The following is a 25178-nucleotide window of genomic DNA, read 5'->3' on the forward strand; positions in this document are numbered from 1 at the left end:
GAGCGGGGAGAAGCCGAGGCTGGTCAGCTGGAAGACGATCGCGAGACCCAGGAGGAGGGTACCGCGGGGCCGCCGACCGGGTCCGCGAGGATCATCCGCTGGGCTCAGACCCTCACCCGTGCGTCGGAGGACTCCCGGAGGCGTTCTGGGTAGGGTCGACCCCATGCCCGCCGATCTCGCCGAACTCCTCAACGACCCGGCGAAGTTCATCGGCATCCCGATCGCCCTCGTGGGCGCGGTGTTCCTCTCCCTCGGCGCGCAGTTCCAGCACCGCGGAGTGGCGAAGGTGGAGCGGTTCTCGAAGCGCTCCGGCTCCTCCGGGCTCAGCGGCGGCCAGCTGGTCGCGCTGCTCTCGCGCCCCTCGTGGGTGATCGGCACCCTCCTCCTGGGTCTCGCGATCGTCTTCCAGCTGACCAGCCTCGGCTTCTCCCCGCTCATCGTGGTGCAGCCGCTCGGAGCGGTGGCGCTCGTGATCACCGCGGTCGTGAACGCACGGGTCAGCAGGGTGCGCCTGAACGCCGCGTCGATCCGGGCGATCGTCCTCTGCGTCGGGGGCGTCGGCACGTTCGTCCTCGTCGCGGCCTTCAACGCGGTGGACAAATCGATCCAGACGCCCGAGCTCATCACGATCCTCGTGATCCTCGCCGTGGTGCTCACGGTCTTCGTCATCGCCTTCCGCGTCTTCCGCCGCGGAGCGAAGGCGATCTTCTACATCGTGGGCGCCGGAGTGGTCTACGGCTTCGTCGCGACGCTCGCGAAGGTCGTGCTCAACCGCATCAAGTACGGCGAGTTCGACCCGCTGACGGTGGTCTGCATCGTGGCGCTCCTGGCCGCCACGGCGCTCGGCGGGTACTTCGTGCAGAACGCGTACTCCTCCGGCCCGCCGGACCTCGTCGTCGCGGGCCTCACCGTCATCGACCCGCTGGTCGCCGTCGCGATCGGCATCGTCGTGCTCGGGGAGGCGCAGTACGCGGCACCGTGGGCGATCCCGCTCTTCATCGCGGCCGGTGCCGTCGCCATCTACGGCGTCTTCCTCCTCGCCAAGCACCACCCGCAGGCGCGCTGACGGCGCGGGATCCCGGGTGGTGAGGACTCCTCTGCCTACAATGGGTCCGCGCCGAGAGCCACGAAACCGACCGACCTCCGCCGATCGCTCCCTTCTCTCCCCGATCGGCACGACACCGATAGGACCTCCCGTGTCAGATCACCGCGACGCGTCCCGACCGGGATCGCCCGACTCCCGACCGCTGACTGTCGTGATCGGCTGCGACACCTTCGCCCCCGACGTGAACGGAGCCGCGAAGTTCGCCGAGCGCCTCGCCGCCGGTCTCGCGCAGCGCGGCCACGAGGTGCACGTCGTCGCCCCCTCGGCCGACGGCTGGAGCGGCACCCGGGTCGAGACGCACGAGGGCCAGCGGATCATCGTGCACCGCCTCTACAGCTGGCGCTGGTACCCGCACGACTGGCTGCGCTTCGCGATGCCGTGGCGGATCCGGCAGAACAGCGCGCGCATCCTCGACGAGGTGAAGCCCGACGTCGTGCACTTCCAGTCGCACATCATCGTCGGCCGCGGCCTCGGGATCGAGGCGGCCAAGCGCGGCATCCGCATCGTCGGCACGAACCACTTCATGCCCGAGAACATGCTCGAGTTCACCCTCCTGCCGAAGGCCGTGCAGGCCAAGGCCGTGGCGATGGCGTGGCGGGCCGCGCGCCGCACCTTCGGCCGGGCCGAGGCGGTCACCACGCCGACCCGCAAGGCCGCGCAGTTCCTCGAGAAGTACACGGGCCTCCGAGGCGTCCACTCGATCTCCTGCGGCATCGACGCCGACAACTACACGCCCGACTTCGAGGCGCGCGCCGGCAACTCGATCCTCTTCGTCGGCCGGGTGACCGGCGAGAAGCACATCGACGTCCTGCTCCGCGCGGTCGCCCTGCTCGACCCGGCGCTCGACGCGAAGCTCGAGATCGTCGGCGGCGGCGACCAGATGCGCAACCTCCAGCAGCTCGCCACGACCCTCGGCATCGCCGACCGTGTCCGCTTCACCGGCTACGTCTCGGACGCCGATCTCAAGGAGGCGTACACCCGCGCCACCGTGTTCGCCATGCCGTCCATCGCCGAGCTGCAGAGCATCGCGACGATGGAGGCGATGGCCTCGGCCCTCCCCGTCGTCGCCGCCGACGCGATGGCCCTCCCGCACCTCGTGCACGACGGCGAGAACGGCTACCTCTTCGCTCCGGGCAGCGCCGAGGCCCTCGCCGAGCGCCTCACCGCCGTGCTCACGGCCGACCGGGAGGACTTCGAGGCGATGAAGCGCGCCTCCCTCCGCATCGTCGCCGCGCACGACATCAACCGCACGATCAGCACCTTCGAGAGCCTGTATCGTGGTGAGCCGGTGGCCGTTCCGGCCTCCGACGCAGCGTCCGCACCCGCCGCCACCTGACGGCCGCTCGGACGGCCGCCGCGGGGCGTTAGCTCAGCCGGTCAGAGCAGCGGACTCATAATCCGTCGGTCACGGGTTCAAGTCCCGTACGCCCTACTCCGCTCCACCCGCGACGGCTCCTTCTCGCCGGCGCCGGGTCGGGCATCGACCTGACGCCGGTCCCATCGGAGCGCGCGGGTCGTCCCGCGATGACCCCGTCGGGCCGACGGGCCGTGCCTCAGGACGGCGCCGGCGCGGTCCTCGCCGGTACGCCGACCGCGGACGAGTCGGAGGCGACGTCGCGGACGACGACGGCGCCGGCTCCGATCCGCACACGGTCGCCGACGGTCACGTCCCCGACGATCGTCGCGCGGGCTCCGATGTAGACGTCGTCGCCGATGACGGGGGTCCGGCCCTTCGACTCGCCGATGGTGACGCCGTGGTAGATGAACGCGTTCCTCCCGATGACCGTGCGCGGGTGCAGGATCACACCGCGGCCCCAGTGGGGGAGACGCAGGCCGGGCCCGACCTGAACGGTCGGCGGCAGCTCGGCTCCGACGATCATGCGGGTCCAGACGAGGTCGGCGAGGCGGTAGACGAGGTGGAGGGGGAGTCTGGTCCTCCGAGAGCTCGAGTACTGCCCGAGACGGAGGACGAGGACGGTGAGCCGGTCGGAGGCGTGGCCCTTGGCGGCCAGGTCCGCGCGGACGACGGCTCGGAGTTCGGCGAGATCCATGCTCCCAGTCTGGGTGGGAGCCTCGCGGGCGGGGCCGGGCCGTCGGAGATCGTCCGAGGCGTGGCGAGCATTCGCGAGCGGACGACGCGGTGGCGCGATGCGCTAGCACGTCCCGACGCGCCGCGCCCGTACTGGCCGCTCCCCGCTCGACGTGATTGCCTGATCCTGTGCCTGACCTTCCGATGTTCCCGCTCGGCTCCGTGCTCCTGCCGCACATGCCGCTCCCGCTCCGGCTGTTCGAGCCGCGGTACCTGCGGATGCTCGGCGACGTCCTCGAGGACGAGACCCTCGCGTTCGGCGTCGTGCTCATCGAGCGCGGCCAGGAGGTGGGCGGCGGCGACCAGCGGTTCGCGGTCGGTGCCCGCGCGCGCATCCTGAACGTCGACGGGGCGGAGTCGTTCGTCACGCTCGACTCGGTCGGCGAGGAGCGCTTCGAGGTCGTCCGCTGGTACGAGGACGACCCGTACCCGCGCGCCGAGGTCCGGCTCCTGCCCGATCTGGAGTGGGACGAGAAGCACGCCCCCGCGCTGGCCGCGGCGGAGTCGGCGGTCCGCACGGCACTGGCGGTCGCGAGCGAGTTCGTCGAGCAGCGCTACGGCGCGGTCGTCGAGCTCGCCGAGGATCCGGCCGCGCACGCCTGGCAGCTCGCCGGCGTCGCACCGGTCACCGAGCTCGACCGGCTCGCGTTCCTCCGCAGCTCCACCATGGAGGAGCTGCTGGAGTCGGTCCGGGAGCGCTCCGCCGAGGCGACCGAGTCGTTCCGCGCCGGCTGGGCCTGAGCCCTGTACCGCGTGCCGCCGTCCTGCGACCGGCCCGTCAGTCCTCGAGGCTGACGCCGCGCTCCTCCGCCAGCGTGACCAGGTCGTCGACGACCACGAGCGCCATCCGCACCGAGCGGTCGCGCCGGTACTCCTCGTCGTCCGGGTCGATCCGCGAGGTGCGGTCGAGGGTCTCCTCGATCGACTGCGCGAGTTCGCGCCACGCGTCCTGACGGGCGTCGTCGACGAGCCTCGCGAGGTACTCCTCGTCCTGCGCCCGCCTGTGGAGGGAGTCGGCGACGAGGAGCGAGAGCCGCTCGCGGTGGTCGAGGTTGTCGACGTCGGCCGAGCGGTAGTCGTGCACGTGGTCGGAGCGGCCGCCCACCGAGGTCACGTCGGCGGCGATGCCGCGGAGGCGCTCGGCGGCCGCCTCGGACTCGCGCGCCAGCTTCTCGAGCTCCTCCGCGGCGACCACGGAGTAGCGGCCCGAGTCGAAGGGGACGTCGGCGCCGAGGCCGTCCATCAGCACCCGGTTCTTCACGGCCATCCGGCTCGCGTACTGCGCGAGCATCAGGCCCTCCTCGGCGGCCTCCTCGACGGAGGCGGGCTCGCGCGACGGGTTCTCATCGGGGTCGTACGGCTCCATCTTGAACCTGCGTCGACGCCGGAACCACACGTGCGTCACCTACATCCCGGAGCAGGCGCCCCGCCCGCCGGAGCACCCCTTCGAGAGTACCCGGCGGGCGGGCGCCGTGGTCGGCGGCTCAGGCCTCGCGCCAGTCGTCCTGCCGGAGGTGGGAGCCGGCCTGCGGCCCCATCTGCAGCATCCCGCCGTCGACGACGTACGAGGATCCGGTGATGTAGGAGGCGGCGGGAGAGGCCAGGAAGGCGACCACCGCCGCGATCTCGCGGGCGTCGCCGGGGCGGCCGAGAGGGATGCCGGGGCGGTCGATCGTGAAGGGGTCCACGTCCTCGGCGTCGTTCATCGGCGTGGCGATCTCTCCGGGGGCGACGGCGTTGACAGTGATGCCGAGGGAGCCGAGCTCGAGCGCGGCGACCTTCAGCAGCCCGCCCAGCCCGTGCTTGGCAGCGGTGTAGGCGACGGAGCCGACCCGCGGCTGGTGCTCGTGGACACTGGTGACCGCGATGATCCTGCCGCCCGTGCCCTGGGCCGCCATGCGCCGCGCGGCGCGCTGGAGGCAGACGAACGCACCGTCGAGGTTGAGGGCGACGGTCGAGCGCCAGCTGTCGAGGCTCTGCTCGAGGAAGGGCTCGCCCCCGCCCCCGCCCGCATTGCTGACGGCGACGTCGAGCCCGCCCAGTCGATCCGCGAGGTCGTCGATCACATCGCCCGCGCCCTCCAGATCCGTCGTGTCGAGGCGCGCGATCTCGGCGCGTCGGCCGAGGGAGCGCACCTCCTCCGCTGTGCCCTGCGCGCCCTCCTCGTCGCTGTGCCAGGTGATGCCGACGTCCATTCCCGCCTCGGCCAGTGCCACCGCGGTCGCCCGGCCGATGCCGGAGTCCGAGGCGGTCACCAGTGCACGGGTGGGCCGGAAGTCCCGAGGTCCCTGAGTCATGTCGTCTCCTGTCTCGATCGAGCCGCCGATCCGGCGGACACGGATCGATCCCATCAGCGGCTCCGGAGCGCTCGGGAGCCGGTTGACAGGTCCGGGCTCGCGCGTGACGCGTGGCGGTGTCCCCGCTAAGCGCCCCGATCGCGTTGACTGGGCGGATGGATCACCGGCGCATCTCGGTCGTCGTCCCCGTGAAGGACGACGCCCGCCACCTCGAGCAGCTGCTCGAGCTCCTCCGCGAGCAGACGCTCGCTCCGTTCGAGATCGTCGTCGTCGACGACGGCAGCACCGACGACAGCGCCGCCGTCGCGCGGGCGGCGGGCGCGCGGGTGGTGCGGCACGACGGCGCCGGGATCCCGGCGAGCACGGCGCACGGCTTCGACGAGGCGCACGGCGACGTCCTCGCGCGGCTCGACGCCGACTCCCGCCCGGGACCCGACTGGCTGGCGCGCCTGGCCGGCCACTTCGCCGATCCCGAGGTCGGAGCGGTGACCGGTCCCGGACGCTTCGACGAGCTCGGTCCGATCGCCCGGGTGATCGCGCGGGTCGCCTACATGGACGCCTACTTCGTGCTGATGGGGTCGGCGCTGGCCAACTGGCCGCTCTTCGGCTCGAACTGCGCCGTCCGCCGGTCGGCGTGGGAGGAGATCGCGGAGGAGATGCACCGGCACGACGCCTACGTGCACGACGACGTCGAGATCAGCGTGCACCTGGGACTCCGGCACCGCATCGTGCTCGACCGCCACCTCGAGGTCGGCATCTCGGCGCGCCCGTTCGGCGCCTTCGCCGACATGCTCCGCCGCTTCGACCGCGCTCTGCACACGCTGGCGCGGCACCCCGGGATGGGGTCGTCCCTGCAGCGCTGGACGCACCGGGTGCGGCGGATCCACCGCGACCACCTTCGGGCGACGGCCGCGGCGCGACGCGAGGGCTAGGCGCGCTCGGACGCGGGGCGCCCCTCCTTCGGCATCGCCCAGACCGCGGCGAGCATGCCCACGGCGAGGACCGCGAGCGCGATGCAGACGAAGCGGGTGCCCTCGGCGAGGTCCGCCGGTGCGGGGACGCCGCCGCCCGCCTTCGCGTTCACGATCGCGCCGAAGACGGCCACGGCGACGGCGCTGCCGATGTTCCGGGCGAAGAAGTTGGTCGAGGAGACCACTCCGCGCTCGTTCCAGTCGACGCTCGACTGCGCCCGGATCAGCGTCGGAGTCGCCACGAGCCCCATGCCGGCGCCGATCAGCACGCAGAAGCCGGCGATCTCCCACAGCGTCGAGGAGGAGCCGAGCAGGATGGTCAGCGCCGTGCCGATCACGACGAGCCCCGCTCCGAGGAAGCCGGTGTTGCGGAAGCCGATGCGCAGGTAGAGCCGGCCCGACAGGCTCGCCGCGACCGGCCAGCCGAGCGTCATCGCGGCGACGGCGAAGCCCGCGCCGAGGGCGGAGCTGCCGAGAACGCCCTGCGCGAAGGTCGGGAAGTACGAGGTGACGCCGAGCGTGATCGCGCCGACGGTCACCGAGACGAGGCTGGTCGAGATCAGCACGCGCCGCGTGAGGACCCAGAGGGGGAGGACCGGGGCTGCCGCACGCCGCTCGATCGCGACGAAGCCGGCGAACGCGAGGGCCGAGACGACGAACACGCCGACTCCGGCGGGGGAGAGCCACGGCCAGGCGCTGCCGCCCTCGAGCAGTCCGAGGATGAGCAGCGCGGTGCCGACGGCGAGCACGGAGGCGCCCGCCACGTCGATCCGCTGCTTCTCGCCCTGCGTGGTCTCGCGGAAGCTGCGGATCAGGAGGAACGCCGCCAGGAGGCACAGGGGGATGTTGACGAGGAAGATGCCGCGCCAGGCGCCCAGGTCCGAGAGCACGCCGCCGAGGGTCGGCCCGACGACCGAGGAGATGCCCCAGACGCTCGCCAGGTAGCCCTGGGTCTTCGCGCGTTCGGCGACCGTGTAGATGTCGCCGGCGATGGTGATGCCCATCGGCTGGATCGCTCCGGCCCCCAGTCCCTGCAGAGCCCGGAACGCGATGAGCGCGGGCATGCTCCAGGCGAGGCCGCACAGGAGCGAGCCGACCAGGAACAGCGCGATGCCGATCAGCATGATGGGCTTGCGCCCGATCACGTCGGCGAGCTTGCCGTAGAGGGGGACGGAGACGGCCTGGGCCAGCAGGTAGATCGAGAACAGCCAGGGGAACTGCTCGAAGCCGCCGAGGTCGGCGACGATCGACGGCACGGCCGTCGAGAGGATCGTGGCGTCGAGGGCGACCAGAGCGGTCGAGATCATCAGGGACAGCAGGATCGGGCCGCGCTCCGAGCGCAGTCCGACACTCGCGCGGGTGGGGGCGTCGGTCACTCTGTCCAGGCTATTCCATAGCCGGGGGATGGAAGCGGGGCGGAGAGGATCCGCTCCGGGGCTCGGTAGACTGGCGGCATGGAACTCGTTCTCTGGCTCGTCGTGTCCGCCATCGCCGGTGTCGGCCTCGTCTCCGGAGTCGCGGCTCTCATCGCCATGACGCGGGCTCCCTGGTCGGCCGACAAGTAGCCTCCCGGCCGGCCTCGCGCCGGCACTACTCGTAGATCCGCACCACGCTCCACTGCGGATCCGTCGACGCGACCACGTCGAGCACGAACGCTCCGCCGGTCTCGACGTCCGTCGCCTGGAAGCGCCAGCCGCCGATGCTCACCGGCGTGCGCCCGAACGTCGGTGGGAACCCCTCGAGGGGCGCCCACCACTCGCTCGTGCAGGTCCACACCGTCGGCCGGTCGGTCACGCGGTAGCTCCCGCCCCGCCACTCGAGCGCGATCGGCACTCCCTCGCCGTCGGTCGAGACCAGCGCCGTCTCGTCGATCACCGCCATCGTCGTGCTCCCGTTCACTCGCCGGACCCGGTTGGCCGTTCGAACATGTGTTCGATAGTCTGCGAGTGTACGCCGCGGCGCTCGTGCTCGCCACGGCCGCGGATCGACCGGTGGGAGGCGCGATGATCGAGTGGAGTCCGCTCCAGATGCTGCGCAGCAGCGGGCAGGACGAGTGGGTGATGGTCGACGCCCTGCGCACCGGCAGGATCGGCCTGGTGCGCCGCATCGAGACCGGCCCGTACCGCGAGACCTGGTTCCGCGCGGTCACCTGGGCGGCCGAGCCGGAGAAGCGGACGCTCGTGGGCTACTCCCGCTCGATGGACACCATCGCGGCCGCCCTGTGGGCCCATCAGCCGCCGACGGCGCAGGAGAAGCCCTTCCCCGGCTACCCGCCCTCGCGGCCGTCGCCGTGACTCCTCCCGCGATCAGGGGCCCGGCCGTCCCCGCGACGGCGGCCTCCGTGTCCGCCACGGGGGAGAATGGCCCGATGCTCCTCGCACTCGTCGGCGGCCCCACCGGGGCGTGGCGGGCGGTCGACCCCGTCGGCGGCGCCGAGGCCGGGAGCGGTCGGGGTCCGGGCGAGCTGGCGGCGTTCGTCCGGGAGCGGGAGCCGGAGCGCCCGCGCTGGGTGTGGGACGACACCGCGCGGTGGTACCCCGCACTGCTGTCGGCCGGGGTGGTCGTCGCCCGGTGCCACGACCTCCGGCTGGCCCGCGCGATCCTCCGCCGATCCGTCGCCGCCGCCGGATCGGCTCTCGCGCGCTCGCCCCTCGACCCGTGGGACGCGGGAGCCGCAGCCCCCGCCGCGCTGGACACGCTGATCGGGTTCGAGGAGGCGGCGGGCGGCTCCGACGAGCTCGACCCCGTCCTCGAGCTCGCCCGTCAGGAGGAGGCGCTCGCCGGCGCCGTCGAGGCCGGCCGGCTCCGCCTGCTGCTCGCCGCCGAGTCCGTCGGCGCGCTGATCGCGCGCGAGATCGCCCATGCAGGACTGCCCTGGCGCGCCGACGTGCACGACCGGGTGCTCACCGGGATGCTCGGCCCCCGCCCGCTCTTCGGCGGCCGCCCGGCCAGGCTGGAGGCGCTGGCCGGCCGCCTGCGCGACGCGCTCGGCGCGCCCGAGCTCAACCCCGACTCGCCCGCCGAGCTCCTCAAGGCGCTGCGACGCGCGGGACTGCCGGTCGAGTCGACGCGCTCCTGGGAGCTGCAGTCCATCGAGCACCCCGCGGTGCCGCCGCTCCTGGAGTACAAGAAGCTCTCCCGCCTCCTCACCGCCAACGGCTGGGCCTGGCTCGACGCGTGGGTGCGCGACGGGCGGTTCCGCCCGGAGTACGTGGTGGGCGGCGTCGTCACCGGCCGCTGGGCGACCTCGGGCGGAGGGGCGCTGCAGCTGCCGCGGCAGATCCGCGCCGCGGTCACCGCGGACACGGGCTGGAGCCTCGTGGTCGCGGATGCGGCGCAGCTCGAGCCGCGCATCCTCGCCGCGCTCTCGGGCGACTCGGCCATGGCCGCCGCGGGGCGGGGCCGCGACCTCTACCAGGGCATCGTCGACGCCGGCGTGGTCCCCGATCGACCGCGGGCGAAGGTCGCGATGCTGGGGGCGATGTACGGAGCGACGAGCGGCGAGGCCGGGCGGCTGCTCCCGAGGCTGGCCCGCGCCTACCCGCGCTCGGTCGCACACGTCGAGGCGGCGGCTCGGGCCGGGGAGCGCGGCGAGAGCGTCTCGACACGGCTCGGGCGCAGCTCGCCTCCCGGGCCCGAGGGGCTCTCGACCGATGCGGCGCGAGCGCGCGAGTGGGGGCGCTTCACCCGCAACTTCGTGGTGCAGGGGACCGCGGCCGAGTGGGCGCTCTGCTGGATGGGCGAGCTGAGGGCACGACTGCGGGCTGAGGGCGGCGCGGTCGGCCGCGCGCACCTCGTCTACTTCCTGCACGACGAGGTGATCGTGCACGCTCCCGCCGACGCCGGCGAGCGGGTCACCGCGATCGTCCGCGAGGCGGCGGTGCGCGCCGGACGCTCGCTCTTCGGGGAGGGCGAGGTCGACTTCCCGGTCACCGTCGCCGTGGTCGACTCCTACGACCAGGCGAAGTGAGGCGCGGGCTCAGTACCAGTGCGGCGAGCGGCTGTTCCAGCTCGACCACGCGTTGCAGGGCGAGCCGTAGGCGCTCTTGATGTAGGAGAGCCCCCAGTCGACCTGCGTCGCCGCGTTCGTCTGGTAGTCGGCTCCCGAGTTGGCCATCTTGCTCGCCGGCAGGGCCTGGGGGATGCCGTAGGCGCCGGAGGAGCGGTTCAACGCGTTCCAGCGCCATCCCGATTCGCCGTTCCACAGCGGGATGAGGCATCGGTCGACCTGGTCCGCGCCCCAGCCGAAGCGGCCGACGGCGGTGCGGGCGTAGGCCTGGGCCTGCGCGGGGGAGAGGCCGTCGGTGCGGCCGGCGTAGGTGCCGAGGGCGGCGATGGTCTTGGCGGAGCTGTTGCGCGCGCCCGTCGGGTCGTCGTCGCCGAGCTCGACCGGGCCGCCGCCGCCACCGCCTCCGCTGTTGGAGGGCGCTGCCGGAGCCGCGGCCGCGGCGGGGGCCGACGCCGCGCGCTGGCGGGCGGCCTCGGCCTCGGCGGCGAGGCGGGAGAGGCGCTGCTGCTCCTCGAAGGCCGACTTCGCGTCCTGGCCGTCGGCGTACTCCCGCTCGATCTCGGCGGTGGTGTTCTTGAGCGAGGCGAGCTGAGTGTAGAGCTCCTGGCTGTACTTCTCCTGGTCGGCGACCTTGGCGTCGGCCTCGGCCTGAGCGGAGCGGGCGGCCGAGAGCGCGTCGGCCGCGGCAGAGGCGAGGGAGACGCGCTCGCCCCGGGCCTGCTCGGCCTGGGCGGCGAGGGAGACGGCCTGGTTCTCGGTCGACTGCGCCGCGGTCTGGAGCCGGCTGGTCTGCTGGGTGAGCTGCGTCATGGTGCCGAGGCGGTAGAGCAGCTCGCTCGACTCGTCGCCGCCGATGAGGAGGTTCAGCGTCGCATCGGTCCCGCCGTTGCGGTAGAGCTGCGCGGCGAGGCGGCCGGCCTGCTCCTTTGCGGCGTCGGCGTCCGAGCGGGCGGCGGAGGCCCGCTCCTCCAGGGCGCTCACGCGCTGGGTCGCCTCGTCGAGAGCGCTCTGCGCGGCGTCCGCCTCGGCGGCGCGGCTGATGGCGGCGTCGGTGAGAGCGGCGGCCTGGTCGCGCAGGTCGGCGAGGAAGGCGGTGATGCGGTCGACCTCGGCGGCGGTGGCGCTCTCGCTCGACTTCGCGGCTTCGACATCGGACCACGAGGGGTAGTCGGACGGGTCGTAGGCGGCGGACGCGGAGAGCGGTGCGGCGAGGGCGGCGCACAGGACGAGGACCGTGCCCGCTCCGGCGGCGACGAGGCGCCGGCGCGCCCGGGAGGGGACGCGGAGACCGAGGGGGGTGCGGGACATGCGAACCACCCTAGGCGACGGCACCCGTGCCTGTCTCGTCCCGGCTCGAGGCGCGACGGCCCCGGCGGGGACGCTCGAGGGCGTACCCGCGGACGCCCCGTCCCGGCCCGTCGCCCGTGAGCTCGTCGCGGGCCGCCACGAGGAGGCGACGCAGGGACTCCTCCCGCACGCGGGCGGCGATCGCGGCGAGGCGGCGCTGCGGGTGCGGGTCCTCCTCCTCCGCCTGCTCGTCGGCGGTGGCGGGCAGCGCGCTCTCGTACGCGTCGAGGACGGCGGCGAGGTCGGCGCCGGACAGGCTCGACGCCAGCATCACCCGGTCGAGGACGTCGTCCCAGTCCTCCTCCGGGGACGCTCCGTCACCCGTCAGCCAGGCGGCGGCCTCCGTGCGGCCCTCGTCGGTGAGCGCGTGCAGGGGGAGGCCGTCGTCGGTGGACCCGGCCGAGACGACGAGGCCGCGCTCGCGCAGGCGCTCGAGCGTCGAGTAGATCTGGCCGACGTTGACCCGGGGCCGGTGCGCGGCACGGTCGAGGAGCTCGGCGTGCAGCTGGAGGCCGTAGGCGGGGCCGAGCGTGAGCAGGGCGAGCAGGCCGTCGCGGACGGACACGGTGCTCCTCCCGGCGGGCGTCTGGCGGTGTGCGGCGTCCGGCGGCGCGGACGACCCGAGTATAGGCAGGAGCCGGACGCGGCCGGTCGAGCAGGCGCGGCGAGCCGCCTTGACGGAGGTCCGCCGCTCCTGCATGATCGGGCGTGGTGGCACGTCCACCGTCATAATCGAAGAAGGCGCACCGCAGAGTGTTCCGTGGTCCGGGTCGTTGGGGAAGACGCACCGGGACGAACGGAGGACACCATGGTGGCGCAGCAGACTCGGGGTGTGCTCTTCGTGCACTCCGCCCCCCGCGCGCTCTGCCCCCACCTCGAGTGGGGGACAGGTCGCGCTCTCGGTCGTGCCGTGAACTTCGCCTGGATCGAGCAGCCCGTGCTCCGCAGCACGCTGCGCGCCGAGTTCGCCTGGGAAGGCCCGGTCGGAACCGGTGCGGTCATCGCGTCCGCCCTCCGCGGCTGGGCCGACGTCCGCTACGAGGTCACCGAGGAGCCCTCGCCCGGCGTCGACGGCGGCCGCTGGATGCACACGCCCGAGCTCGGCATCTTCTACGCCCAGACCGACAGCGCGGGCAACACCGTCGTGCCCGAGGACCGCATCCGCTCCGCCATGGAGCTCGCCGGCGCCGACCCCATCGAGCTGCACCGCGAGCTGCGCCTCGCCCTCGGCCAGGCCTGGGAGGACGAGCTCGAGCCCTTCCGCTACGGCGGCGATTTCGCCCCCGTCGTCTGGATGCACGGGGTCGGGTGAGCTGATCCGACGCCGCTCCCCGCGCGGCGTCGCGCGGTCGGCTCGGGGAGGTGGTCGGCTTCCGTAGGGCGTCTCGCGTTCTGCGACGCGGATAAGCTGACGATCGTCGGATACGCCTCGCGGGTGCTGCTCGCGCCTCAGGCATCGGCGACCTGGACGTCGGCAGGGGCCACACGAGCCGGCAGAGGGCGGCGTGGTCCTTGCGCGGTCGCCCGCACCGATGTTCTGCACGACACGATCGGACCGAGCCGCGGCGAAGCCCGCGCTCCCCTCGAGCTCAGCTGCGTGAACCGAAGCGTCCGACCCGAGTCGCGGCGAAGCCCGCGCTCCCACTCGGACAGCTTCCGTGATCGAAGCATGCGACCCGAGTCGCGGCGAAGTCCGCGCTCCCACCAGCACGGTGTGGCCACCAGCGCCGACCCGCACGGTGGTGCAGGTCCCTCGCGACACGAGGCGTATCCGGGGATCCGCGTTTCAGCGGAGCACCGTCGCCGCACCGCACCGGCCCTCGGAGACCCGACCCCCCTCCCCAGCGGACGCGCCTGCGCCGCGCAAGGAGCGGCGCAGCCCGCTCTCCGCACGGTGTAGCGGGGCTACGCCCCGCTACACCGTCCGGAAAGCGGCAACAGCATTGTGCCCCCCGAACCCGAACGAGTTCGAGATGGCGACCAGCGGTCCGTCGCCGAGGGCGCGGGGGCTGGTGACGACGTCGAGGGGGATCTGGGGGTCCTGCTCGAAGAGGTTGATGGTGGGGGGCGCGGTGCGCTCGTGGAGGGCGAGCACGGTGAAGATGGCCTCGAGCGCGCCGGTGCCGCCGAGGAGGTGGCCGGTGGCCGCCTTGGTCGCGGAGACGGCGATGTTCGGGAGGTGGTCGCCGAAGACGCGCAGCAGGGCGCGGTACTCGGCGATGTCGCCGACCGGGGTGCTCGTCGCGTGGGCGTTGACGTGGGTGACGTCGGTGAGCGCTGCTCCGGCCTGCTCGAGGGCGCCGATCATGGCGCGGGCGGCGGCGGAGCCCTCGGGGTCCGGTGCGGTGATGTGGTACGAGTCGCTGGTGACGGCGCCGCCGGCGAGCTCCGCGTAGATGCGGGCTCCGCGGGCGAGGGCGTGCTCCTCGGTCTCGAGGATGAGCGTCGCGGCGCCCTCTCCGAGGACGAAGCCGTCGCGGGAGACGTCGTAGGGGCGCGAGGCGGTCGCCGGGTCGTCGTTGCGGCGCGAGAGTGCCTGCATCGACGCGAAGGCGGCGATCGGGAGCGGGTGGACGACCGACTCCGTGCCGCCGGCGATGACCACGTCGGCGAGGCCGAGCTGCATGTGCTCGTAGGCGTTCGCGAGGGCCTCGGTGCTGGAGGCGCAGGCCGACACGTCGGTGCGGGCGTAGGCGCGGGAGGGGATGGCCATGCTGATCGCGGCGGCGGCCGCGTTGGGCATGAGCATCGGGATGGTCATCGGCAGGACCCGGCGGGGACCGCGCTCGCGGAGGGTGTCCCACGCGTCGACGAGGGTCCAGAGGCCGCCGATGCCGGTCGAGTAGTCGACGCCCACGCGGAGCGGGTCGACGTCCGTGATGCCGGAGTCGGCCCAGGCCTCGCGGGCCGAGATGAGCGCGAACTGGCTGGAGGGGTCGAGGCGCTTCGCCTCGGGGCGGGAGAGCACCTCCTCCGGGCGCACCTTGGCCTGGGCGGCGAAGGTGACCGGGATGTCGTACTGGGCGACCCAGTCCTGCTCGAGGGAGCGGACACCTGATTCGCCGGCGAGGAGTGCGTTCCAGGACTCCCGGGCGGTCCCGCCGAGGGGAGTGCTGGCACCGATTCCGGTGACGACGATCTTCTTGGTCATGACGAGCTTCTCTGTTCCGTGGGGATGGGTGCCGGGCTCACCCCGGCCGACGGTCGCCGGCCGGGGTGTCCGCCACGAGGACGGGGTGCGCGGGCGTCGACTACTCGGACGCCTTGACGATGAAGCGGACCGCGTCGCCGACCGTCTTGAGGTTCTTGACCTCGTCGTCCGGGATCTTCACGTCGAACTTCTCCTCGGCGTTGACGACGATGGTCATCATCGAGATGGAGTCGATGTCGAGGTCGTCGGTGAACGACTTGTCCATCTCGACGGAGTCGGTGGCGATGCCCGTCTCGTCGTTGACAAGCTCGGCCAGGCCGGCGAGGACTTCTTCGTTGGACAGTGCCATGGTTCTCTCCTTGGGGGTTCTTCGGGTGTTCGTCAGTGACCGTAGGTCAGTTTAGGGGTGGGGTCGCGCCGGTCAGGGGAGCACCACGACCTGCGCGCCGAACACCAGTCCGGCGCCGAAGCCGATCTGCAGCGCGAGTCCGCCGTGCAGCTCCGGGTGCTCCTCGAGCAGGCGGTGGGTGGCGAGCGGGATCGACGCGGCGGAGGTGTTGCCGGTGGTCTCGATGTCGCGGCCGATCGCGACGGTCTCGGGCAGCTTCAGCTGCTTCGCGAGCTCGTCGATGATGCGCATGTTCGCCTGGTGCGGGATGAAGGCGGCGAGGTCCTCGGGCTGGACGCCCGCCTCCGCGAGCGCCTGCTTGGCGACCTTGGCCATCTCCCAGACCGCCCAGCGGAAGACCGACGGGCCGTCCTGGCGGAGGGTGGGCCACTCGGCGGTGCCGTCGCGGTAGGCCGCGAGCGGGTTGTCCATGCCGACGGTGTCCCACTTCGAGCCGTCCGATCCCCAGACGGTCTTCGAGATGCCGGCGGAGTCGCTGGGGCCGACGACCGCGGCGCCCGCGCCGTCGCCGAGGAGGAAGGAGATGCTGCGGTCGGTCGGCTTGACCAGCTCGGACAGCTTCTCGGCTCCGACGACGAGCACGTACTCGGCCAGGCCGGAGCGGATGAAGGAGTCCGCCTGGGCGATGCCGTAGGTGTAGCCGGCGCAGGCGGCCGAGATGTCGTAGGCCGGGGCGGGGTTCGCGCCGATGCGGTCGGCGAGGAGCGCGGCCAGCGACGGGGTCTGCACGGTGTTGCTGATCGTGGAGACGAGCACGACGCCGATCTGGTCCGGGCGGATGCCCGCCTTCTCGATCGCTTCGAGGGACGCGGCGGTCGCGAGGTCGACCGCGTGGACGTCGGCGGAGGCGCGGCGGCGCTCGATGATGCCGGTGCGCTGGCGGATCCACTCGTCGGAGGAGTTGATCGGCTCGATCAGGTCGTCGTTCGGGACGACGAGGTCGCCGCGGGCCGCGCCGATGCCGAGGATCCGGGTGTACGCGCTGCCGCTGGACTGGGTGAGGGAAGGGGTCGTCATGGGGTCTCTCCTGCTAGGCGGCGTGCTCGTCGAGGAAGGCGCGGGCGGCGTCCACGTCGTCGGGGGTCGTGATGGCGATGCTCGGCACGCCCTTGAGGCCGCGCTTGGCGAGGCCGACCAGCGCGCCGGCGGGTGCCAGCTCGATGATCCCGGTGACGCCCGCGTCGGCGAAGGCCGCCATGCAGAGGTCCCAGCGGACGGGGGAGGCGACCTGGCCGACGAGCAGCTCGAGGAACGCGGCGCCGGAGTCGACGACCGACCCGTCGCGGTTCGTCCAGAGCCGGAGCGTCGGGTCGGAGGGGGTCAGCCCGGAGGCGACGCCGGCGAGGGAGTCGCGGGCGGGCGCCATGTAGCGGGTGTGGAAGGCACCGGCCACCTGCAGCGGGATCACGCGGGTCCCGCGCAGCGGCTCCGCCTTGAGGGCCTCGAGCGCGTCGACCGCCCCGGCGACGACGATCTGCCCGCCGCCGTTGTAGTTGGCCGGCTCGAGGCCGAGCTCGTCGAGCCGGGTGATCAGGGCCTGCTCGTCGCCGCCGAGGACCGCGCTCATCGCGGTCGGCTCGGCGGCGGCCGCAGCGGCCATGGCGCGGGCGCGCTCGCGGACGAACACCAGCGCGTCGGCCTCGGTGAGGACTCCGGCTCCGGCGGCCGCGGTGATCTCGCCGACCGAGTGGCCGGCGATGCCCACGATGCGCTCGCGGCGTCCGCCCTCGAGGAGGGCGGCGAGGCTCACGAGGCCCGCGGAGACGATCAGGGGCTGGGCGACCGCGGTGTCGCGGATGGTGTCCGCGTCCGAGACGGTGCCGTGCGCGGCGAGGTCGATGCCGACCGCCTCCGAGTGCGCGGCGACCTGCTCGGCCACGGAGGGGATCTCGAGCCAGGGCGCGAGGAATCCGGGGGTCTGGGAGCCCTGACCCGGGGCGACGACGACGATCACGGTATCCAGTCTTCCGATCTGCGCCCGCTCGTGCGGCGCGTGGAGCCACTGACAAAGCACAAAGAGCTTGTCGCGGGTCTACAAGTGTTCAGGGGTGGGGGGTTCAGCGAGCAGGGGGCTTCAGTGAGCAGGGAGCTTCAGTGAGCAGAGGGGCTCAGCGGCGGGACGGCTTCCGGCGGACGGCGCCGTCCGGGTCGCTCATGGAGCCGAGGATGAGGGCGGACTGGAGGATGAGCGCCTCGCGGGCGCCCGTCGCGTCCCAGCCGATCACCTCGGCGACCCGCTTGAGGCGGTAGCGCACTGTGTTCGGATGCACGAACAGCTCGCGGGCGGTCGCCTCGAGGGAGCGGCCGTTGTCGAGATAGGCCCACAGCGTGGTCAGCAACTCGGTCGAGTGCTTCTGCAGGGGCCGGTAGATCTGCGTGATGAGGCTCTGCCGGGCGAGCGGGTCGCCGGCGAGGGCGCGCTCGGGAAGGAGGTCGTCGGCGTTGACCGGTCGCGGTGCGTTCCGCCAGGAGCGGGCGACCGCGAACCCCGCGAGTGCCGCGCGGGCGCTGCGGGACGCTTCGACCAGGGTCGGCACCTCGTGGCCGAGGACGAGGTGGCCCGTCCCGAAGCCGGGCTCGAGCGCCTCCGCGATCTCGAGGAACGCGACCGGCGGACCGGTCTCCTCCGTGGCGTTCTCGCTCGGCTCGGCGCGGCCGATGACCAGGACGAGACGGCTGCCCTGCACGCCGATCAGCACGTCGGCGTCCATGTGCCGGGCCGTGCGGCGCAGCTGGTCGACGTCGAGCATCTTGGGAGCGGTGCCCACCAGGACGGCGACCTCGCCGTGGCCGTGCCAGCCGAGGGCGGCGATGCGGCTGGGCAGCTCGTCGTCGGCCTCGCCCGTGAGGATCGAGTCGACGACCAGCGCCTCCAGGCGCGCGTCCCAGAGACCGCGGGCCTCGGCGGCGCGCGCGTAGACGTCGGCCGCGGCGAAGGCGATCTCGCGCGAGTAGAGCAGGATCGCCTCGCGGAGGTCCTCGCCGCCGTTCTTGATCCGGTCCTCGACGACCTCGACGGTCACCTTGATCAGCTGCAGCGTCTGCGTCAGCGACACGGAGCGCAATAACTCGCGGGGAGCTGCTCCGAACACGTCCGCCGCGATCCACGGCGTGGCCGACGGGTCGTCGAACCACGAGATGAACGACGTGATGCCGGCCTGCGCGACGAGGCCGACCGCCGAGCGCCGGCCGGGGGGCATGCTGCCGTACCAGGGCAGCGTGTCCTCGAGGCGCTTGATCGTCTGGGTCGAGAGCTCCCCGGCGAGGGTGCGCAGCCAGGCGAGGGTCTGCTCCTTCGTGCGGGGAGCGCCCGGCCGGGTGGCCGGACGCTCCGCCGCAGGAGCAGGACCCCGCGCACTCGACGGAGCGGGTTCCTGCGAGAGCACGGACTCGTCCGTCAGCTCTCGCCGCCCCCGTTGCCGGTGGTGCCGGCGTTCACGTCGAGGAGGCGGTACTTCTCGATCGCCTGGACCGCGAGCGAGGGGTCGACCTCGCCGCGCTTGGCGAGCAGCTGCAGCGTCCGCACGACGACCGAGGGGCCGTCGATCTGGAAGTAGCGCCGCGCCGCTGCACGGGTGTCCGAGAAGCCGAAGTCGTCCGCGCCGAGCGTCGCGAAGTCGCCCGGGATGAACTGGCGCAGCTGGTCCGGGACCTGGTGCGAGAAGTCCGAGACGGCGACGAAGGGACCCTTCGCGTCCGCCAGCTTCTGCGTCACGTACGGCACCTGCTCGGCGTCCTCGGGGTGGAGGAAGTTGTGCTGCTCGGCCTTGATGCCGTCGCGGCGCAGCTCGTTCCACGAGGTGACCGACCAGACGTCCGCCGAGACGCCCCAGTCCTCGGCGAGGAGCTTCTGCGCCTCGATCGCCCAGGGCACCGCGACGCCCGAGGCGAGGAGCTGGGCCTTCGGCCCGTCCCACTGGCCCCAGGAGATGCGGTGGATGCCGCGGACGATGCCCTCGACGTCGACGTCCTCCGGCTCCTTCGGCTGCACGATCGGCTCGTTGTAGACCGTGATGTAGTACATGACGTTCGGGTCGGTGTGCTTCCCGCCGTACATGCGCTCGAGTCCGGACTGCACGATGTGCGCGATCTCGTACCCGTAGGCCGGGTCGTAGCTCACGACGGCCGGGTTGGTCGCCGCGAGGATCGGGGAGTGCCCGTCCGCGTGCTGGAGGCCCTCACCGGTCAGCGTGGTGCGCCCCGCGGTGGCGCCGATCATGAAGCCGCGCGACATCATGTCGCCGGCCGCCCAGATCGCGTCGCCCGTGCGCTGGAACCCGAACATCGAGTAGAAGACGTAGACCGGGATGAGCGGCTCGCCCTGCGTCGAGTAGGAGGTGCCGATCGCGGTGAACGCCGCGAGAGCGCCCGCCTCGTTGATGCCGACGTGGAGGATCTGTCCCTGCGGGCTCTCCTTGTAGGCCAGGAGGAGCTCGCGGTCGACCGACGTGTAGTGCTGGCCGCGGGGGTTGTAGATCTTCGCGTTCGGGAAGAACGCGTCCATGCCGAAGGTGCGCGCCTCGTCCGGGATGATCGGGACGACGCGGTTGCCGAAGTCCTTCGAGCGGAGGATGTCCTTCAAAATGCGGACGAACGCCATGGTGGTGGCGATCTCCTGCGTCCCGGAGCCCTTCTTGCCGACCGCGTACGCCGAGTCCTCGGGGAGGTTCAGCTTCGTGTACTTGGAGCGGCGCTCGGGGAGGTAGCCGCCGAGCGCGCGGCGGCGCTCCTGCAGGTACTCGATCGCCTCGTCGTTCTGACCGGGGTGGTAGTACGGCGGGAGGTACGGGTTCTCCTCGAGCTGCGCGTCCGTGATCGGGATGCGCATGGTGTCGCGGAACGACTTGAGGTTGTCCAGCGTCATCTTCTTCATCTGGTGGGTCGCGTTGCGGCCCTCGAAGCTGCGGCCGAGACCGTAGCCCTTGATGGTGTGGGCGAGGATGACGGTGGGCTGGCCCTTGTGCTCGGTCGCGGCCTTCATGGCCGCGTAGATCTTGCGGTAGTCGTGGCCGCCGCGGCGCAGGCCCCAGATCTGCTCGTCGGAGTAGCCCTCGACGAGCTTCTTGGCGCGGGGGTCGCGGCCGAAGAAGTTCTCGCGGACGTAGGCGCCGTCCTCCGTCTTGTAGGTCTGGAAGTCGCCGTCGGGCGTCTTGTTCATCAGGTCGAGCAGCGCGCCCTCGGTGTCGCGGGCGAGCAGGTCGTCCCACTCGCGGCCCCAGATGAGCTTGATGACGTTCCAGCCCGCGCCGCGGAAGTACGACTCGAGCTCCTGCACGATCTTGCCGTTGCCGCGCACGGGTCCGTCGAGGCGCTGGAGGTTGCAGTTGACGATGAAGTTCAGGTTGTCGAGGCCGTCGTTCGCGGCGACCTGGAGCTGACCGCGCGACTCGACCTCGTCCATCTCGCCGTCGCCGAGGAACGCCCAGACCTGCTGGTCGGAGGCGTCCTTGATGCCGCGGTTGGTGAGGTACTTGTTCGCCTGCGCCTGGTAGATGGCGTTGATCGGGCCGAGGCCCATCGACACCGTGGGGAACTGCCAGAACTCCGGCATGAGGCGCGGGTGCGGGTAGCTGGAGAGCCCGCCCCCCTGGTGCGACTTCTCCTGGCGGAAGCCGTCGAGCTGGTGCTCGCTCAGGCGTCCCTCGAGGAAGGCGCGCGCGTACGGGCCGGGGGAGGCGTGGCCCTGGATGAAGATCTGGTCGCCGCCGCCCGGGTGGTCCTGGCCGCGGAAGAAGTGGTTGAAGCCGACCTCGTACAGCGAGGCGCTCGACGCGTACGTCGAGATGTGGCCGCCGACCCCGATGCCGGGACGCTGCGCGCGGTGCACGAGGATGGCCGCGTTCCAGCGGATCCACGCGCGGTAGCGGCGCTCGACGTCCTCGTCGCCCGGGAAGTCGGGCTCGTTCTCGGGCGCGATGGTGTTGATGTAGTCCGTGGTGGGCACCATCGGCACGCCGAGGTGGAGCTCCTTGGAGCGCTTGAGGAGGCTGAGCATGACGTCGCGCCCGCGACCCCGGCCCCGCTCCTCGACGAGCGCATCGAGCGACTCGTTCCACTCCGACGTTTCCTCGGGGTCCGAGTCCACGTGACCGACGGAATACGGGTCCTGATCGTTAACAGTCACCCTCGACCTCTCTCTGGGGGCAGATCGTGCCCGAGACATCACTCTCATGAAGCGGTGCGGATCCGCGGATCCGGGGCTCGGATGACGAGCCGCGCGCGGGCACCTCCGTCAGCCTAGCGATTCCCGTGCCCCGAACCTGGAACCGCACTGTGGTGATCCACGACGGATGGGCGCCGTCGACTGTAGGAGAGCGCCAGACGGGACGCGTCGACCGGCCCGCGATCGGGCGAGACGGGCTGTTCCTTGGAGTCTGCGCGGAGCGGGTCTAGCATTGCCCCTCGTGCTCGCGCGACTCTCGTGCGCACGGAAGGACATCGGACCGATGGCTCTCGAGAAGCTGACCCTGGCTCCCGACTTCGAACTCGCGAACCAGTACGGCGAGCGCATCCAGCTGGGCGACTTCCACGGGCGGCGCAACGTCGCCCTCGTGTTCTTCCCCCTCGCCTTCTCCGGCACCTGCACCGGCGAGTTCTGCGCGCTGCGCGAGAACCTCTCCCTCTTCGAGCACGCCGACGTGGAGCTGATCGGCATCTCGGTCGACTCCAAGCACACGCTGCGCGCCTGGGGCGAGAAGCAGGGCTACGACTTCACGCTCCTCTCCGACTTCTGGCCGCACGGCGACGTCGCCAAGCAGTACGGCGTGTTCACCGAGGCGAAGGGCTACGCGACCCGCGCGACCTTCCTCATCGACAAGGCCGGCGTCATCCGGGACACGTTCATGACGGCCCCGGGCGAGCCGCGCTCGATCGACGCCTACCGCGCCGCGATCGATGCGCTCGCCCCCGCGCACGTCTGACCCTCCGGAGGCCGATCGCGCCGGTCCTCAGCTGAGGATGTTGACGGCCCGCGAGATCACGAGGGCCAGCAGGACGAAGCCGGTGAACGCCTCGGCGATCATCAGGAGCTTCATCCGGCTCGAGAGCGGCATCGTGTCGGTCGGGCTGAACGCCATGGTGTTCGTCGTCGAGACCGAGAGGTAGTCGACGAAGCCGGGCCGCCAGTCGGCGCGCTCGGAGGAGGTCGCGGCGACCTCGGGCGCGGTGTTTCGGTAGGTGTCCTGCGGGAAGGCGAAGTCGGCCGCCGGCAGCTCGGTGCGGGGGAGCGTTCCGCGGGCGACCGGACCGCCGCGGTCGAGCTCCCAGAACAGCAGCGCGTACGCGACGACGTTGGTGACCCAGACCTGGAGCGCGGTGAGCAGCAGCGGCGGGCCGTCGGCCGTCCCGTCGACGAGGTCGACGACCACGGCGACCACGTTCACCTGGTTCGCGACGGCGAGCACGACCGCCAGGGCGATGGAGACCCCGCGCGACCAGCGCGTCTCGCTGTCGAGGCGGCGCGGGTTGACGACGAACAGGGGCACGAGCAGAGCGAGCGTGATGCCGGCGGCGACGAGGCGGACGACCGAGGTGTCGGCGCTGTGACCGGCCACGTTCAGGGCGACGGCCACGAGGATCGCGGCGGAGGCGGGCCAGCGGCTCTCGGCGCGCCGTCTCGCCCGGGAGTCGCTGTCGGCGGTCATGTGCCGAGGCTAGTGCCCGCAGGGGGCCGCTCCGCCTGCCGTAGGATCGTGTCGATCGTCCGCGGGTGCGCCCGCGACGGGGGCCTTTAGCTCAGTTGGTAGAGCGCCACGTTTACACCGTGGATGTCATCGGTTCGAGCCCGGTAGGGCCCACCCCCTCAGGCGGTCGGAGCTCCGCGTCAGCGGGACTGGCGGCGCTTGTAGGGCTTCGGCTGGCCCTTCACGATCGGGGCCCGGCCGGTCCCCTTGGAGGCCTTGGCCTTGCCTCCCGACTTCGGAGCCGCCTCCGGCTCGTCGCCGAGAGCGGCCAGCTCCTCGCGGGCCGAGGCGAGGCGCTGCCGCCCGGCCGCGGTGAGGGTCGTCGCGGCGGCACCGGGCTCGAAGAGCGGCTTGCCGAGGTCGAGCTCGACCGCGGCGACGGAGGAGTCGAGCTTCTGCCGTGAGATGCCGAGACGCTCGGCGGCGCGCACGAAGTGCAGCTCCTCGGCGACCGCCACGAAATGGCGCAGCTGGCTGATCTTCATCCCGAACCCTTCACGGCCGCTCCCTGCGGCACGACCACGGTACGCGGTCCAGGAGGGGGCGCCGACCGCCGGGAGCGCCGGCGGGAGCCGCGTCGACCCGTCGATCCGCGCCAAACTCCCCGGCGGACATTGCCGGACGGAGGCGGGAGGCCTACGTTCGCGCCCGTGGGCGGTCCCGAAGCCGGCCACGGAGAGAGGCCGACGTGGGCGCGCTCATCTACAGCTCGATCGCGTCGCTCGACGGCTACGTGAACGACGCGGACGGCGGATTCGCCTGGGCGGAGCCGCGACCCGCCGTGCACCGCTTCATCACGGAGCGCGAGGGGCGGGTGCGCACGTACCTGTACGGGCGGCGCATGTACGAGGTCATGCGCGCGTGGGAGCAGACCTGGGCCCTCGCGGAGGAGTTCGCGTTCATCCGCGACTTCCAGGAGATGTGGCGGGCGGCCGACAAGGTCGTGTACTCGACCACGCTGGAGTCGGCCGACACCCGCCGCACCCGCGTCGAGAACGGGTTCGACCCGGTCGTCGTCGCCGCGCAGGTCGGCGCCGCCGACCACGACGTCTCGATCGGCGGGCCGACCCTGGCCCGACATGCGCTGCTCGCCGGGATCGTCGACGAGGTGCAGGTCTACACGGTGCCGGTGGCGGTGGGCGGCGGGACCCACTTCCTCCCGTGCGGGTTCCACGCCCGCCTCGACCTGCGCGAGGAGCACCGCTTCGCCGACGGAACGGTCTTCACGCGCTACAGCGTGCGGCGCTGAGACCGGCTACTCGGCGCCGACCAGCGCGGCGATCCTCGAGGCGAGACGGGCGCCCTGGGCACGTCCGGCGCGGGCGGAGGCGGCGCGGACGGCCGGGTCGAGCGAGTTCGGGCCGAAGGCGCGCACCGACTCCTCGTCGGCGTAGAGCACCTCGACCCGCGAGTCCGCGAGAGCGTCGAGCTCGCCGGTCGGGACGAGGCCCGCGCCGGGCGTGCCGACGCCCGGCAGCGGAGTGACGATCAGGACCCAGTCGGCTCCCGCGGCGAAATCGGCGTTGCTGCCGGAGCGCACGCCGCCGTCCATGTAGCGGACGCCGTCGATGCTGACGGGAGGCCAGACCCCGGGGACGGCGCAGCTGGCGGAGATCGCGTCGACGAGGCCGACGCCGCTCTCGCGGTCGAACACGCGCAGCTCGCCGGTGGCCGTGTCGACCGCGGTGATGAGCAGACGCTGCTCGGGCCAGTCGGCGTCGCCCACGCGGGCGGAGATGACGGCCCGGCGGGTGTCCTCGGGGAGCGTCTCGGCCTCGAGCGCGAGGGTGCCGATGCGGCGCCGCGCGTCCTGGGGCGAGGTCGCGCCCTCGACGGCCGCGGCGAAGAGGGCCTGGAGGCGCTCGCCGTCGACGTCCGCTCCGATCTCGGCGGACTCCTCCTGGAGCTGGGCCTCGTACGACTCGTCGAGGCCGGTCCCGGTGCTCAGCTGCGCGGCGACCGCGGAGCCGGCGGAGGTGCCGATGAAGGTCGTCGACGCGTCGAGCAGGAGGCGAGCCGCCTCGGGGGAGGCGTCGGCGAGGCCGCGGAGGACGCCGAGCTCCCAGGCGATTCCGGCGAGGCCGCCGCCGGCGAGGACGAGTGCACCAGGCATGGGGG

Annotated in this window: 25 protein-coding genes and 2 tRNA genes; 11 read left to right on the plus strand and 16 right to left on the minus strand. The window is 72.4% G+C overall.

What is annotated here, in order from left to right:
* The first annotated feature begins 163 nt into the window (after positions 1-163).
* The 3 genes from C5C24_RS08275 (at position 164) to C5C24_RS08285 (ending at position 2537) form a co-directional block, all read left to right on the plus strand.
* A complete protein-coding gene (locus C5C24_RS08275; protein ID WP_104223451.1) occupies positions 164-1066 on the plus strand; it encodes a DMT family transporter in 903 nt (300 codons plus the stop codon).
* 130 nt (positions 1067-1196) lie between these two features.
* On the plus strand, positions 1197-2441 hold the full coding sequence (locus C5C24_RS08280; protein WP_258065098.1) for a glycosyltransferase: 1245 nt from the start codon (positions 1197-1199) through the stop codon (positions 2439-2441).
* Between the two features lie 22 nt (positions 2442-2463).
* Positions 2464-2537 (plus strand) — tRNA-Ile (locus C5C24_RS08285).
* 121 nt (positions 2538-2658) lie between these two features.
* Here the strand turns inward: C5C24_RS08285 and C5C24_RS08290 are convergent.
* Positions 2659-3156, minus strand: coding sequence for a serine acetyltransferase (locus tag C5C24_RS08290; protein ID WP_104304738.1), 498 nt, complete (start codon positions 3154-3156; stop codon positions 2659-2661).
* 167 nt (positions 3157-3323) lie between these two features.
* Between C5C24_RS08290 and C5C24_RS08295 the strand changes: the two genes are divergently transcribed.
* Complete coding sequence (locus tag C5C24_RS08295; RefSeq protein WP_258065099.1) at positions 3324-3935, plus strand: LON peptidase substrate-binding domain-containing protein; 612 nt, start codon at positions 3324-3326, stop codon at positions 3933-3935.
* Positions 3936-3972: 37 nt separating this feature from the next.
* Here the strand turns inward: C5C24_RS08295 and C5C24_RS08300 are convergent, their stop codons facing one another.
* Positions 3973-4560 (minus strand): hypothetical protein, encoded by a 588-nt coding sequence (locus tag C5C24_RS08300; protein WP_104276799.1) that lies wholly within the window; start codon positions 4558-4560, stop codon positions 3973-3975.
* Positions 4561-4678: 118 nt separating this feature from the next.
* Positions 4679-5491 carry an SDR family oxidoreductase gene (locus C5C24_RS08305; RefSeq protein ID WP_104304762.1) on the minus strand — a complete coding sequence of 271 codons (813 nt, stop codon included), beginning with the start codon at positions 5489-5491 and terminating at the stop codon, positions 4679-4681.
* Positions 5492-5646: 155 nt separating this feature from the next.
* Here C5C24_RS08305 and C5C24_RS08310 point away from each other — a divergent pair, with 155 nt between their 5' ends.
* Complete coding sequence (locus tag C5C24_RS08310) at positions 5647-6423, plus strand: glycosyltransferase family 2 protein (protein ID WP_104304740.1); 777 nt, start codon at positions 5647-5649, stop codon at positions 6421-6423.
* Here the strand turns inward: C5C24_RS08310 and C5C24_RS08315 are convergent.
* Both C5C24_RS08315 and C5C24_RS08320 read right to left on the minus strand, forming a co-directional pair.
* Complete coding sequence (locus C5C24_RS08315; RefSeq protein ID WP_104304763.1) at positions 6420-7769, minus strand: MFS transporter; 1350 nt, start codon at positions 7767-7769, stop codon at positions 6420-6422. The genes C5C24_RS08310 and C5C24_RS08315 overlap by 4 nt on opposite strands.
* A gap of 283 nt (positions 7770-8052) precedes the next feature.
* On the minus strand, positions 8053-8361 hold the full coding sequence (locus tag C5C24_RS08320; RefSeq protein ID WP_146082564.1) for a hypothetical protein: 309 nt from the start codon (positions 8359-8361) through the stop codon (positions 8053-8055).
* A 104-nt stretch (positions 8362-8465) separates the two neighbouring features.
* Between C5C24_RS08320 and C5C24_RS08325 the strand changes: the two genes are divergently transcribed.
* On the plus strand, positions 8466-8756 hold the full coding sequence (locus C5C24_RS08325) for a hypothetical protein (protein ID WP_181135505.1): 291 nt from the start codon (positions 8466-8468) through the stop codon (positions 8754-8756).
* Positions 8757-8830: 74 nt separating this feature from the next.
* The gene (locus C5C24_RS08330) at positions 8831-10432 is read left to right on the plus strand and encodes a bifunctional 3'-5' exonuclease/DNA polymerase (protein WP_104304742.1); all 1602 of its coding nucleotides are present in this window, start codon (positions 8831-8833) and stop codon (positions 10430-10432) included.
* A 9-nt stretch (positions 10433-10441) separates the two neighbouring features.
* Here the strand turns inward: C5C24_RS08330 and C5C24_RS17630 are convergent, their stop codons facing one another.
* Positions 10442-11779 (minus strand): hypothetical protein, encoded by a 1338-nt coding sequence (locus C5C24_RS17630; protein WP_146082565.1) that lies wholly within the window; start codon positions 11777-11779, stop codon positions 10442-10444.
* 10 nt (positions 11780-11789) lie between these two features.
* Positions 11790-12383, minus strand: a complete 594-nt coding sequence (locus tag C5C24_RS08340; RefSeq protein WP_181110088.1) for a PadR family transcriptional regulator — start codon at positions 12381-12383, stop codon at positions 11790-11792.
* A gap of 243 nt (positions 12384-12626) precedes the next feature.
* Here C5C24_RS08340 and C5C24_RS08345 point away from each other — a divergent pair, with 243 nt between their 5' ends.
* A complete protein-coding gene (locus tag C5C24_RS08345) occupies positions 12627-13130 on the plus strand; it encodes a DUF3145 domain-containing protein (protein WP_104226674.1) in 504 nt (167 codons plus the stop codon).
* 603 nt (positions 13131-13733) lie between these two features.
* On the opposite strand, the gene C5C24_RS08350 is transcribed toward C5C24_RS08345, so the two are convergent.
* The 6 genes from C5C24_RS08350 to aceE form a co-directional block, all read right to left on the minus strand.
* A complete protein-coding gene (locus C5C24_RS08350; RefSeq protein WP_104281491.1) occupies positions 13734-14969 on the minus strand; it encodes a beta-ketoacyl synthase in 1236 nt (411 codons plus the stop codon).
* 100 nt (positions 14970-15069) lie between these two features.
* Positions 15070-15318, minus strand: a complete 249-nt coding sequence (locus tag C5C24_RS08355) for an acyl carrier protein (RefSeq protein WP_104223463.1) — start codon at positions 15316-15318, stop codon at positions 15070-15072.
* A gap of 72 nt (positions 15319-15390) precedes the next feature.
* Entirely contained in the window at positions 15391-16395 is a 1005-nt protein-coding gene (locus tag C5C24_RS08360) for a beta-ketoacyl-ACP synthase III (protein WP_104276791.1), read from the minus strand.
* 13 nt (positions 16396-16408) lie between these two features.
* Positions 16409-17332, minus strand: a complete 924-nt coding sequence (locus tag C5C24_RS08365) for an ACP S-malonyltransferase (RefSeq protein ID WP_104304743.1) — start codon at positions 17330-17332, stop codon at positions 16409-16411.
* A gap of 154 nt (positions 17333-17486) precedes the next feature.
* Positions 17487-18653: a CdaR family transcriptional regulator gene (locus C5C24_RS08370; protein ID WP_181027189.1), complete on the minus strand. Its 1167-nt coding sequence runs from the start codon at positions 18651-18653 to the stop codon at positions 17487-17489.
* Positions 18654-18775: 122 nt separating this feature from the next.
* A complete protein-coding gene (aceE, locus tag C5C24_RS08375; RefSeq protein ID WP_104304744.1) occupies positions 18776-21502 on the minus strand; it encodes a pyruvate dehydrogenase (acetyl-transferring), homodimeric type in 2727 nt (908 codons plus the stop codon).
* 322 nt (positions 21503-21824) lie between these two features.
* Between aceE and C5C24_RS08380 the strand changes: the two genes are divergently transcribed.
* Positions 21825-22298 carry a peroxiredoxin gene (locus C5C24_RS08380; RefSeq protein WP_104238203.1) on the plus strand — a complete coding sequence of 158 codons (474 nt, stop codon included), beginning with the start codon at positions 21825-21827 and terminating at the stop codon, positions 22296-22298.
* Positions 22299-22325: 27 nt separating this feature from the next.
* On the opposite strand, the gene C5C24_RS08385 is transcribed toward C5C24_RS08380, so the two are convergent.
* Positions 22326-23021, minus strand: a complete 696-nt coding sequence (locus C5C24_RS08385; RefSeq protein WP_104281493.1) for a hypothetical protein — start codon at positions 23019-23021, stop codon at positions 22326-22328.
* An 80-nt stretch (positions 23022-23101) separates the two neighbouring features.
* Here C5C24_RS08385 and C5C24_RS08390 point away from each other — a divergent pair.
* Positions 23102-23174, plus strand: a tRNA-Val gene (locus tag C5C24_RS08390).
* A 26-nt stretch (positions 23175-23200) separates the two neighbouring features.
* Here C5C24_RS08390 and C5C24_RS08395 read toward each other — a convergent pair.
* Positions 23201-23545, minus strand: a complete 345-nt coding sequence (locus C5C24_RS08395; RefSeq protein ID WP_104223469.1) for a LysR family transcriptional regulator — start codon at positions 23543-23545, stop codon at positions 23201-23203.
* Between the two features lie 203 nt (positions 23546-23748).
* On the opposite strand from C5C24_RS08395, the gene C5C24_RS08400 reads away from it, so the two are divergent.
* The gene (locus C5C24_RS08400; protein ID WP_104276787.1) at positions 23749-24309 is read left to right on the plus strand and encodes a dihydrofolate reductase family protein; all 561 of its coding nucleotides are present in this window, start codon (positions 23749-23751) and stop codon (positions 24307-24309) included.
* 6 nt (positions 24310-24315) lie between these two features.
* On the opposite strand, the gene C5C24_RS08405 is transcribed toward C5C24_RS08400, so the two are convergent.
* Positions 24316-25173, minus strand: a complete 858-nt coding sequence (locus C5C24_RS08405; protein ID WP_104304745.1) for a patatin-like phospholipase family protein — start codon at positions 25171-25173, stop codon at positions 24316-24318.
* Between the last annotated feature and the right edge of the window lie 5 nt (positions 25174-25178).

The organism is Rathayibacter sp. AY2B3 (assembly GCF_002931755.1).
Classification (GTDB): domain Bacteria; phylum Actinomycetota; class Actinomycetes; order Actinomycetales; family Microbacteriaceae; genus Rathayibacter.

Bases quoted from the DNA above. Each gene is read 5' to 3' on its own strand.
- C5C24_RS08275 (WP_104223451.1), top strand. From the start codon at position 164: ATGCCCGCCGATCTCGCCGAACTCCTCAACGACCCGGCGAAGTTCATC.
- C5C24_RS08290 (WP_104304738.1), bottom strand. From the start codon at position 3,156: ATGGATCTCGCCGAACTCCGAGCCGTCGTCCGCGCGGACCTGGCCGCC.
- C5C24_RS08300 (WP_104276799.1), bottom strand. From the start codon at position 4,560: ATGGAGCCGTACGACCCCGATGAGAACCCGTCGCGCGAGCCCGCCTCC.
- C5C24_RS08305 (WP_104304762.1), bottom strand. From the start codon at position 5,491: ATGACTCAGGGACCTCGGGACTTCCGGCCCACCCGTGCACTGGTGACC.
- C5C24_RS08310 (WP_104304740.1), top strand. From the start codon at position 5,647: ATGGATCACCGGCGCATCTCGGTCGTCGTCCCCGTGAAGGACGACGCC.
- C5C24_RS08315 (WP_104304763.1), bottom strand. From the start codon at position 7,769: ATGATCTCGACCGCTCTGGTCGCCCTCGACGCCACGATCCTCTCGACG.
- C5C24_RS08325 (WP_181135505.1), top strand. From the start codon at position 8,466: ATGATCGAGTGGAGTCCGCTCCAGATGCTGCGCAGCAGCGGGCAGGAC.
- C5C24_RS08330 (WP_104304742.1), top strand. From the start codon at position 8,831: ATGCTCCTCGCACTCGTCGGCGGCCCCACCGGGGCGTGGCGGGCGGTC.
- C5C24_RS17630 (WP_146082565.1), bottom strand. From the start codon at position 11,779: ATGTCCCGCACCCCCCTCGGTCTCCGCGTCCCCTCCCGGGCGCGCCGG.
- C5C24_RS08345 (WP_104226674.1), top strand. From the start codon at position 12,627: ATGGTGGCGCAGCAGACTCGGGGTGTGCTCTTCGTGCACTCCGCCCCC.
- C5C24_RS08350 (WP_104281491.1), bottom strand. From the start codon at position 14,969: ATGACCAAGAAGATCGTCGTCACCGGAATCGGTGCCAGCACTCCCCTC.
- C5C24_RS08355 (WP_104223463.1), bottom strand. From the start codon at position 15,318: ATGGCACTGTCCAACGAAGAAGTCCTCGCCGGCCTGGCCGAGCTTGTC.
- C5C24_RS08360 (WP_104276791.1), bottom strand. From the start codon at position 16,395: ATGACGACCCCTTCCCTCACCCAGTCCAGCGGCAGCGCGTACACCCGG.
- C5C24_RS08380 (WP_104238203.1), top strand. From the start codon at position 21,825: ATGGCTCTCGAGAAGCTGACCCTGGCTCCCGACTTCGAACTCGCGAAC.
- C5C24_RS08385 (WP_104281493.1), bottom strand. From the start codon at position 23,021: ATGACCGCCGACAGCGACTCCCGGGCGAGACGGCGCGCCGAGAGCCGC.
- C5C24_RS08395 (WP_104223469.1), bottom strand. From the start codon at position 23,545: ATGAAGATCAGCCAGCTGCGCCATTTCGTGGCGGTCGCCGAGGAGCTG.
- C5C24_RS08405 (WP_104304745.1), bottom strand. From the start codon at position 25,173: ATGCCTGGTGCACTCGTCCTCGCCGGCGGCGGCCTCGCCGGAATCGCC.